The following is a 10,443-nucleotide window of genomic DNA, read 5'->3' as shown; positions in this document are numbered from 1 at the left end:
CCATTGGGCTAGTTTGACCAATGATATGAATCGTTGGACAAAAGCCCTGGATTGGGCAAAAGTTGTTATTAACTCAGGTGAATATGGTTTATTACCAGATTTTGGGCATTTATGGGATCTGCAACATGAATTTTCTAACGAATCTATTTTTGAAATTGCTTTTTCTAGAAATAATAACGGTTCGCAATTCCCAATATGGTATAATGTCTATAATAATTCTGGTTTTGCGGCCAGGTCTAGAACTGGTGGAATTTTGATTGATATGGGACTTGCTGATAAATTACTGGCTACCTACGGTGGAAATCCGGATTATAGAATGGAAGTTCAAACTAATATTAAGGATATTTATTATTGGGTACCAGGGCAAACTGAGACAGCTAAAGTAACTTATCCTTATACAAAAGCAGATTTAGTCACTACAAAAGCTTCTAATCCATTAAATTTAGCTAACACAAATAATTACACACTAGAGCGGTTTCTTTTCCTTAAAAAGTATCAAGATCAGGCAAATACTGGTCCTAGTGGTAATGAAAATAATGCTATTGTAATTAGGTATCCAGAAATGTTATTAATTGCAGCAGAGGCAGAGGCGGTAGTTAGTGGAGCACCAAATGCTGCCGCTGTGGGGTATCTTAATGAAGTGCTTACACGAGCCAGAAATGGAGTGGCTTTGGCAGAGCCAAAGAATGTTGAGGTAGCCGATTTTACTGATTTTGAACAATTTAGAGATCGTATTTTGATTGAAAGAACAAATGAGTTTATGGGAGAGCTTCAAATATGGATGGATGAGCGTAGATTAGGTCTGGAACATTTTAGAACGGCCGTAGAAGAACATAATGTGCAGTGGGCTAAGGAGAAAAGCGGATCAAGCTGGAATAGTTTGCATTTACCAGGTTATATTTTGAATGTAGAACTTCCAACAGATGATGGTTCTTTAATTAAAAATATGCTTTGGCCTATCCCACAATCTGAAATCATAAATAATCAAGGAATTAATGATTCTGATCAAAACCCAGGATACTAATAATGTTAGTTTAGAATTGTTTGCCAATTCTACAGTAGCTAATTGTTTTATTTGGGCAAATGATGATGCTATAAAACCTTACAGAGATAATACTACATTCACTGATTGTGTTGTTTGGCAATTAAATAATGGAGGCGTAATTCAGTTGGGATGGACTGCTCCTGATGCTTCCAATATTACTATCAGCCGAATTGATATTATAAGAACAGAATGGAACCAGGATAGATTTAATGTTGGTATTATTAATTATGTTGGTAATAGGTATAATGAGCCAGGTAAAACAGGGTATCACAAAAATTGGCTTATTGAAGATGTGTTTACAGAAACACCTGTTCAAAGCGTTATTAATAAAGCTCCAGATCAATATAGTACCAGTATTTTGGAAGGTTTGACTTTACGAAATTGGAATATTAAAATGAATTTAGATACAAATTTCCAAAATAGAATAATCGGAAATGATCCAAATAACCATTTTAAGGACTTTGTGTTTGATAATGTCATTTTTAATGGTACTAAATTAGATGAATCAAACTGGTTGGACTTAACAAATCTTCAAATTGAAAATCTGACAACTCCTGAATTTAGGTGAAATAAAAAAATAAAAAATGGGAAAATGGAATTATATATTGATAAAAAACAAAATGGAGGAGATGTTATTTCCAAAATTCATTCTTTTCATGAGTACAATATTATTTAGTTTAACTGCTAATGCTGCATTATTAGAGCAAAATCTAACCGAAATCTCTAAGATTTCGGTTAGTTACTTTATTGATTCCAAAAACGGAAAGGATTTTAATAATGGCACTCATCAGGATAGTGCCTGGAAATCATTTAGAAATTTGTCAGATATAAAATTGAATCAGGGCGATAGCATTCGTTTTAAACGTGGATCCAAATTTTCTGGGACACTGGTAATAGCTGGTTCTGGAACAAAAGAAAACCCTATTGTCCTGAGTGATTATGGGTCTCAAGATCTACCAGCACCAGCCTTTACATACACGATTTTCAATCCGGAAAATAATCAGTTTGGTAACTGTATTCGCTTAAAAGGAGATTTCATTATAGTTGAAAATTTATACTTTCACGATACAGTGGCGGATTTGGATGAAGATGTTGGTAGTTTTTTAACAATGTGGGAGCTGGGCGCAATTTACATTGATAAAAATGCTGAAAACTGCCTTGTAAGGAACAACGAAATATTTAATTGTGGTGTCGGAATTAAAAGTTACGGACCCTATGCAAAAATTGAAAACAATTATATACATGATTGTAACAGGATATTAAAGAAATGGGGATGGGGGCCAATAGCAATTTGGCTTGGAGCTGATCATCAAGAAGTAAGCTATAATCGGATTATAAATTATAGTGCAGTTAATCCAAATATTACCTGGGGGCCAAATAGCTACGGTGGTAGTGCGGATGGTGGTGCTATTGAAATTGATGACGCACGTTATCCTAAATCAAATATTGAAATTCATCACAATTTTTCACAAAACTGCCAAGGGTTTTTGGAGGTTACATGGACTGACGTAGAAAAGAATCCTAGATATGAAAACTTTTCAATTCATCACAATATAAGTGATGATTATCAACAGTTTATAGCTTTATGGAGAGGAGCTAATTGCAACATTGAAAACAATACAATTATTCGCAGAAAAGTGAATGAAAATGAATGGGGGGTTTTTAATATTACTCAGACTAACTCTAAAAATAAGATTCGGAAGAATATTATTGTTACTGAAAAGAATGTAGTTGTTTTTAATGTTGGTAGATTAAAAAAGGCAAAACCTAATTCTATTATAGAAAATAATCTTTATTGGGCTAGTGCAGATGCATTGAATATTGGTTTTGAAGGTCCTGGTGATACACCCATATTTTCTAATCCCAAATTTTTGAGATACAAAAAAGGTAAAAATAGCAATGATTTTTTACTAAAAAAAAATAGTCCGGCAGTAGGCTTAGGTGCTCTTTAAAACAAGATAATTGTAAGTGATTGTATTAATAGTGTATAATTAAATAAGATGAAAGCAAAAGAAACAAAATTTATAAAAGTAATATTGATAATCACTTTGTTTTTATTGATTATGTCAATAGTACCACAGAAGTCTTTCGCACAAAATTCATCAATTAAAAAGCCGCCTAATATTATTTTGATTGTTGCCGATGATTTAGGATATGGTGATTTAAGTAGTTACGGAGCTACAAAAATTAAAACGCCAACCATAGACTTACTCGCTAATCAAGGTGTAAAGTTTAATAATGCCTATGCAGCTTCCTCGATGTGTTCCCCTTCAAGGTATAGCATTTTAACAGGACGTTATTCTTGGAGAACCAGACTTAAATATGGGGTGTTAAAATATTTTGACACACCGCTAATTAATCAGGATAGGAGTACCATTGGCGAGATGCTTCAACGTAATGGATATTATACTGCTTGTGTAGGAAAATGGCATTTAGGAATGGATTGGACCGTAAATGATAAAGCACCTGAAAACCCTGCTAAAAATGTCTTTGATTCGTGGGATGCAAATTCTTTTCAATATATCGATTATTCGGTTTCAGTGAAAAATGGCCCTATCGAAAGAGGTTTTGATTATTTCTATGGAATTACGGGGTCCAATAATATGCAGCCGTATGTGTTTATTGAAAATGAGCATGTTACACAAGCACCCTCTGAAAAGGAAAGGGCATACGATCATTATAACCCGGCTGATAAGGCTCCTAATTGGGACATCAGAAAAGTAAATATAGACCTTACAAATAAAGCAGTTGAGGTTATAAATAAACACTTTAAGAACAACACGGACAAACCACTTTTTCTGTATCATCCTTCCACAGCACCTCACCGGCCGTGCTTACCCACCTTTACAAAAGGGGAAAGTCAGGCAGGATTAAGAGGTGATGTTATTCAGGAACTGGACTGGAGTGTTGGTGAAATAATAAGAGCTCTAAAAGAAAATAATGCCTATGAAAACACATTGATAATTTTTACTTCAGACAATGGCCCCCGAGCAGGAGACCCAGTATATTGGTTAAATAAATATAAGGATGGAGATGAAGATTATCAGGATGCCTATTCAAAGCTTTCAGAAAATTACAAACCTGAACTAAAAAAGGAAGATGGGAATTTAATATGGAAAGAAGGATGGATTACCTATGACCATAAGGCCTCGGGTGAATTGTTAGGCTTTAAATCAGATGCATGGGAAGGTGGTTTTCGAGTACCGTTTCTGGTAAGTTGGCCAAATCGCATTAAAACTTCTTATGAAAATTCAAACATGTTATGTTTAACAGACTTGTATGCTACAATTGCCGAAATTATTGGTGAAACTCCTTCAACAAATGAAGGAGTGGATAGTTATAGTTTTCTTTCAAATATTGAAGATAAGAATGCCAAACAAATAAGAACAAGTATGGTTTTATCTGGTGGTGCCAGTGGAGCTTTTGTCGTCTTAAAAGATGATTTTAAATATATTGAACCTGCTGAAAAAGGGAGATGGCCGGAAACCTATTACCCAGATGGTCCGAGTATTTATGATTATCAGTTATACAATTTGAATGAAGATATTGGCGAGCAACATAATTTGTATTCAGAAAATCCCGAAAAAGTGAATAATATGAGACAAATAATTAATAAGGTTAAGAATAATCATAAAACAGAAACTAATTTATAGTCTAATTATGAAGAAAAGTATGTCAGTTAAATTTTTAGTTGAAGTAAGCTTTTTGTTGTTTTTGATATCAATATCATCAGGTTATGGTCAACAATTTAAAAAACCTAACGTGATTATTGTACTTTCTGATGATCAGGGATATGGTGATTTTTCCATGCATGGAAATCCGATTCTTCAAACACCAACATTGGATAAGTTGGCGCACGAGAGTATAGAACTAACCGATTTTCATGTAGCTCCTCTATGTACACCATCAAGAGGGCAATTGATGACAGGGTTGGATGCTTATCATAATAAAGCAGCTACGGTTGGTTCTGCTAGTGGCATTGTTAGAAGAGATGTGATTATGATGCCGGAATTCTTTAAAAAGAATGGGTATACAACAGGAATATTTGGAAAATGGCATCTTGGAGAATCCTATCCGGATAGACCAATGGATAAGGGATTTGATAAAAGCATTTGGGTTAAAGGTTGGGGTTTGTTATCCGAGATGGAGTATGATAATGATTATTATGAAACAAGATATTTGGATAGCTTAACCACAAAATATTCCACTAAATATTGCAGTAATATCTGGTTTGATAAAGCAATGGAATGGATGGATGAAAGTGTTAAAAACGATAAGCCGTTTTTTACTTATATAGCATTAAATGCCCCACATGGTCCCTTTGACTCTCCAAAACAAGATTTTGACTTTTATAAAGATAAAGTTAGTAATGAAAAGACGGCTTCCTTTTTTGGGATGATTAAAAATATTGACCGAAATATGCAGCGCCTCGAAGACTGGATGGAAGCAAATGGTTTAAAAGAAAATACGATTCTTTTATATATAACAGATAATGGAACAGCTCAAGGAGAAGAAGTGTTTAACGCTGATATGAGAGGTAAAAAAACGAGCCTTTATGAAGGAGGGCATCGGGTTACCTGTTTCATTCGTTGGCCTAATGGAAATTTGATAGGTCCCTTAAAAATTGATACGCCAACCCAAATTCAAGATATACTTCCTACATTAATTGAATTGGCCAATTTAAAACAAGAACAACAAATTTTTGATGGAGTAAGTTTGTCTCCTCTGTTATATTCAAAATCCAAATTTGAAGATAGAATGTTTGTTGTGCAATATGGTGAAATACCTGCAAAAAAGTACGAGAGTTGTGTTGTATATGGACATTGGCGATTGGTGGGAGAAGAGGAATTATATAATATTAAAACAGATCCCTCCCAAACTAACAATGTAGCTAATTCCAATCCGAAAATAGTAAGTGAAATGAAAAACCACTATGAAAATTGGTGGTCAGAACTTGAACTTGATAGAAAGGAGTTGGTGCCGCTAATCGTAGGTTCAGACCAAAAAAATCCTGTAATATTAAACTCTAGTAATTGGTTGGATAGTCCGGTAAATACACAATGGAAAGTTGCGATGGGGGGGGATTAAAAAATGGAGGAGAAAGCTATATTAATGTTGAACAAGCAGGTACTTACAGGATTGAATTAAACCGATGGCCTTTTCATTTAAACACCAAACTAAATGGCAAAGGTCCGGAATTTTCGGTTGGTGGTAAAAGTATTAATCAAGGAAAAGCGCTTGATATTGCTTACGGCTGTATATCCATTGGAAATAAAGAACAAAAAGTTCAAAAAGCAGATCAAAACTTGAACTATGTCACTTTTCAGGTAGAATTAGAAAAAGGTGAAACCAAGTTTAGAAGTTGGTTTTTGGATAAGAATAAAAATGACGTTTGTGGTGCATATTACGTGAGATTAACAAAAATTTAAAAAACGAAATTAGAAAATAAATAAAGTGAATTATGAAAAAAATAGTCGTTATAGGAAGCTCAAATACTGATTTGATAGCCAAGGTTAAAAATTTTCCCGAACCCGGAGAAACCATTGTAGGAACAGAGTATATGGAGGCCATGGGCGGAAAAGGAGCAAATCAGGCAATGGCGGCTCATAAATTAGGTGGGAACGTCCAATTTATAACGAGTCTAGGCAGCGACAGCAACGGAAAGAGTGCCTTGGCATACTATAAAAAGGAAGGTTTAAATGTATCGTCCTCCTTAATAGTGGATGGAGTAGCGTCAGGTACAGCTATAATTTTGGTAGATGAACATGGGGAGAATTGTATTGTTATAACTCCTGGAGCAAATAATAAGCTAAGTTCAGCATACATTTCCGGAATTGAAAATATCATTGAAGAAGCTGATATTTTGTTACTTCAAATGGAAATTCCATACGACACCGTAAAAAAAGCATGTGTATTGGCAAAAAAACATCAAACTCAAGTTATTCTAAATGTTGCTCCTGCAATGCAATTGGATAATGAAATTTTGAGTACTGTTGATGTGTTAGTAGTAAACGAAACAGAAGCTGAAACAATATGTATGGCCAAGATTGAAAATGTTGGTAAAGAGGGTATTGTAGATTTACTTTTGGAAAAAGGCGTCGATACAGTTGTGCTTACATTAGGAAGAAATGGTTGTTTTTTTAAAAATAAAGAAGAAAGTTTATGCCTTAGTGCATATGATGTTGAAACCATTGACACTACAGCTGCAGGTGATACTTTTTGTGGAGCTCTAGCTGCTGAACTTGGTCGTGGAAATAGTTGGGAAGAAGCATTAAAATTTTCAACTGCTGCATCAGCAATCTGTGTAACTCGAATGGGTGCACAACCCTCTATTCCAACAGAGAAGGAGGTTCGTGATTATTTGAAAAAGAATATGGCTTACACTTTAAGATAGGATAGTTTTTCTTGATCTATAAAACTGAAATAAATAAAAAATTATGAACAAAATTAACATGAAATTTTTATCACTCGTTTTAATCTTACTATTGCTTGGGTGTACAAATTCTAAGAAGACAGAAATTGCGAATATTAATGATGAAGGCTTTGTATCAACATCAAATAAAAACTTTACAATAACAAAGGAACAGTTTAAAGATAAAATCAAAGGCGCTTGGGTGGCTCAAACCGTTGGCGTAACCTTTGGTTTGCCTATTGAGTTCAAATATAATTCAACCATGGTTCAAGATTATCAGAAACTGAATTGGGACGAGAATTCACTTGAAGTGGAATATAGAGAACGGCCAGGGACTTATGATGATATTTATATGGATTTATCCTTTATGAAAGTCATAGAAGAAGAGGGAGTTGATGCACCTGCGCAATCCTTTGCAAATTCTTTTGCTAACGCAGAGTATAAATTGTGGTTTGCCAATCAATCAGCACGATATAATATATTAAACGGTCTAACGCCACCAGAATCTGGACATTGGTTAAATAACCCCTGTGCTGATGATATAGATTTTCAAATTGAAGCAGATTTTGCAGGATTGATGAATCCTGGAATGGTGAATTCCGCTGTTGATATCTGTGATAAGGTAGGGCACATCATGAATTATGGTGATGGTTATTATGGAGGTGTTTTTGTGGCAAGTTTATACTCGTTGGCTTTGGTATCCAATGATGTTAATGATATAGAAAATATCGTAGAAAAAGCAATTCAAGTCATTCCATCTGAAAGTAATTTTGCTAAATGTATTAATGATGTTATTAAATGGCATAAGGAAAACCCGACGGACTGGAAGGCAACCTGGTATAAGGTTAATAGAAAGTGGAGTCAAGACATAGGCTCTCCTTTAGGTGTTTTCGAACCATTTAATATTGATGCTAAAATAAATGCTGCATGGGTTGTAATGGGTCTATTGTATGGTAATGGTGATTTTACTCGCACTTTCGAAATTGCAACAAGATGTGGCGATGATGCTGATTGTAACCCAGCTACTGCTGGTGGCGTTTTAGCTTCTATTGTTGGTTTTAGTAAAATACCAGATTTTTGGAAACAAGGATTGGATAAGGTTGAAAACTTACCGTTTATGGGAACTGATTATTCACTAATTGATGCCTATGCACTATCCGAAAAGCATGCGCTTGATATGATTGTTAAAAATGGCGGTGAAGTTACCGGAAATGATATTATTATTAAGATACAGGAGCCTAATACAGTTCCTCTGGAAATATCCTTTGAAGGGCATTATCCAAAAGAAAAGATTATTCCAAGACAATCTGAAAACGAAATCTCTTTTGAATTTGAAGGTATCGGTTTTGCAGTAGCAAGTCCTCCTAATCTTCGTAATCCAAAGGGTAAAAATCATATCTTTGAGACAGAGATGTATATAGATGGTAAACTTGTTGAAAAAATTAAATTACCTACTAAGGAAAATACAAGAAGATTTACTCCTTTTTGGAAGTATCAATTACCTAAAGGAAAGCACAAAGTGGTCATTAAAATTTTAAATCCTGTTGATTTTGTAAATGTTGAATTGAAACATGTCATTATTTATGATGACAAACCATTTAAAGTGAATTTTTAAAAGGTTCTGACTTAAATAAATTGATAAACTAAATAGAAATGAAAAAAAATCAAATTTTAATAAATAGAACATCTTTACTATTGATTTTGATATTCAATTTATTTAGTCAAGTTGGGAACTCTCAATCCACTAATGACCTTAAAATATCTGTTGATATAATTAAGGATAAAATTAGAGGAGGACTATTGGGGCAAATTTTGGGAAATCTAAATGGTTTACCTCATGAGTGGAAATACATTGATGAGCCTGGAAATGTAGAAAATTACACACCTTCTTTGCCTGAAGGAGCTGTAACGGATGATGATACTGATTTTGAATCGATGAAACGATTACGAAATAAATTTGAAATAGCTGGATTTAAAGCTTTGAAAAATGGCTACGATAATAAAGAGTTATGGACAGATATGGAAATTTGGAAAGACCCGGATATTTTATATTAGTCATAGAGTGTTGAGGTTGATTTGTTGAATTATTAAGAATTAATATTAATATTTAAATATATTTAAAATGAATAAATTTTATAATTTTTGGTCCATTTTATTGGGAGTTTTAATGACTTTTTCAAGTTGTCATGTACAGAAAAAAAACCAGGCAGAAAATACAATTATAGAGAATCAATGGCAACCACTTCAAACCATTGATGAGGCTGGCTTAATAGGGGAAAGAGCGGATTTATGGCGAGATAATCGTTTATGGTATATTGGTAAATCTGATTATATAATTGATGGATTTGAGAATCGTCCTGGAATGCATCCATGGCAGGGAGAGCATTTGGGTAAATGGTTGCATGCAGCAACTTTGGCTTACAACATAAATGGTGATGAAAAATTAAAAATGAAGCTGGATGAAATGGTGGAAAGATTATTGGCAACTCAATTATCAGATGGATATATGGGGACTTATGGCGAAAGTTACACCTTTATGGCCTCACCTGAAAATGACATGAAAACCAAATTGGCGGACGATATTCAACCTGCAAGTAAAAAAGCAAACCCAGCGGGCTCCGATAAGGCACCTGGCGGCGGATGGGATACTTGGACAATCCGTTATAACATTTATGGATTATTAACTTATGAAAAATATTTCCCAAATAAAGAGGTTGTGGAGGCCTGCAAGAAGATGGGGGATTTATTAATAGAATATTATGGTGAGGGTAAATATGATTTGACTAAATACGGTACTCGTAATGGGATTTCAGCCACAGTGCTTCTAGAATCTATTGTTATGCTGTATGAAAGAACATTGGACAAAAGATATCTGGATTTTGCCGAACATATAGTGAAGGTAAGCGAAGAAAATCCAAAGCACAGGTTAATGGGAACCATGCTTGAAAAAGGGAGTGTTGTTTATCCAGGAGATGGTAAAGGCTAT

General features: G+C 34.3%; 10 protein-coding genes. All 10 read left to right on the top strand.

Annotated features, from left to right (window positions below; all coding sequences use genetic code 11):
* Positions 1 to 1,024 (top strand): RagB/SusD family nutrient uptake outer membrane protein (locus tag Q0L29_RS11200; protein ID WP_296621684.1); only part of this gene is annotated, 1,024 nt, incomplete at its 5' end.
* Positions 996 to 1,613 (top strand): hypothetical protein, encoded by a 618-nt coding sequence (locus Q0L29_RS11195; RefSeq protein ID WP_296621683.1) that lies wholly within the window; start codon positions 996 to 998, stop codon positions 1,611 to 1,613. The genes Q0L29_RS11200 and Q0L29_RS11195, both read left to right, overlap by 29 nt.
* An 88-nt stretch (positions 1,614 to 1,701) precedes the next feature.
* Positions 1,702 to 2,997, top strand: a complete 1,296-nt coding sequence (locus tag Q0L29_RS11190) for a hypothetical protein (protein ID WP_296621681.1) — start codon at positions 1,702 to 1,704, stop codon at positions 2,995 to 2,997.
* Between the two features lie 48 nt (positions 2,998 to 3,045).
* Positions 3,046 to 4,698, top strand: coding sequence for an arylsulfatase (locus Q0L29_RS11185; protein WP_296621680.1), 1,653 nt, complete (start codon positions 3,046 to 3,048; stop codon positions 4,696 to 4,698).
* Between the two features lie 19 nt (positions 4,699 to 4,717).
* Positions 4,718 to 6,133, top strand: a complete 1,416-nt coding sequence (locus Q0L29_RS11180) for an arylsulfatase (RefSeq protein WP_296621678.1) — start codon at positions 4,718 to 4,720, stop codon at positions 6,131 to 6,133.
* Positions 6,106 to 6,474 (top strand): hypothetical protein, encoded by a 369-nt coding sequence (locus Q0L29_RS11175; protein WP_296621676.1) that lies wholly within the window; start codon positions 6,106 to 6,108, stop codon positions 6,472 to 6,474. The genes Q0L29_RS11180 and Q0L29_RS11175 overlap by 28 nt, the downstream gene beginning before the upstream one ends.
* 32 nt (positions 6,475 to 6,506) lie before the next feature.
* A complete protein-coding gene (gene rbsK, locus Q0L29_RS11170) occupies positions 6,507 to 7,439 on the top strand; it encodes a ribokinase (protein WP_296621675.1) in 933 nt (310 codons plus the stop codon).
* 43 nt (positions 7,440 to 7,482) lie between these two features.
* Complete coding sequence (locus Q0L29_RS11165; protein WP_296621673.1) at positions 7,483 to 9,072, top strand: ADP-ribosylglycohydrolase family protein; 1,590 nt, start codon at positions 7,483 to 7,485, stop codon at positions 9,070 to 9,072.
* Between the two features lie 38 nt (positions 9,073 to 9,110).
* Positions 9,111 to 9,512: a hypothetical protein gene (locus Q0L29_RS11160; RefSeq protein WP_296621671.1), complete on the top strand. Its 402-nt coding sequence runs from the start codon at positions 9,111 to 9,113 to the stop codon at positions 9,510 to 9,512.
* A gap of 67 nt (positions 9,513 to 9,579) precedes the next feature.
* Positions 9,580 to 10,443, top strand: an 864-nt coding sequence (locus tag Q0L29_RS11155) for a beta-L-arabinofuranosidase domain-containing protein (RefSeq protein ID WP_296621669.1), incomplete at its 3' end; no start/stop codon positions are given.

The organism is Marivirga sp. (assembly GCF_024636815.1).
In the GTDB taxonomy this organism is placed as follows: domain Bacteria; phylum Bacteroidota; class Bacteroidia; order Cytophagales; family Cyclobacteriaceae; genus Marivirga.
The sequence above is the reverse complement of the archived record's forward strand: the minus strand, read 5'-3'. Positions and strand labels throughout refer to the sequence as shown.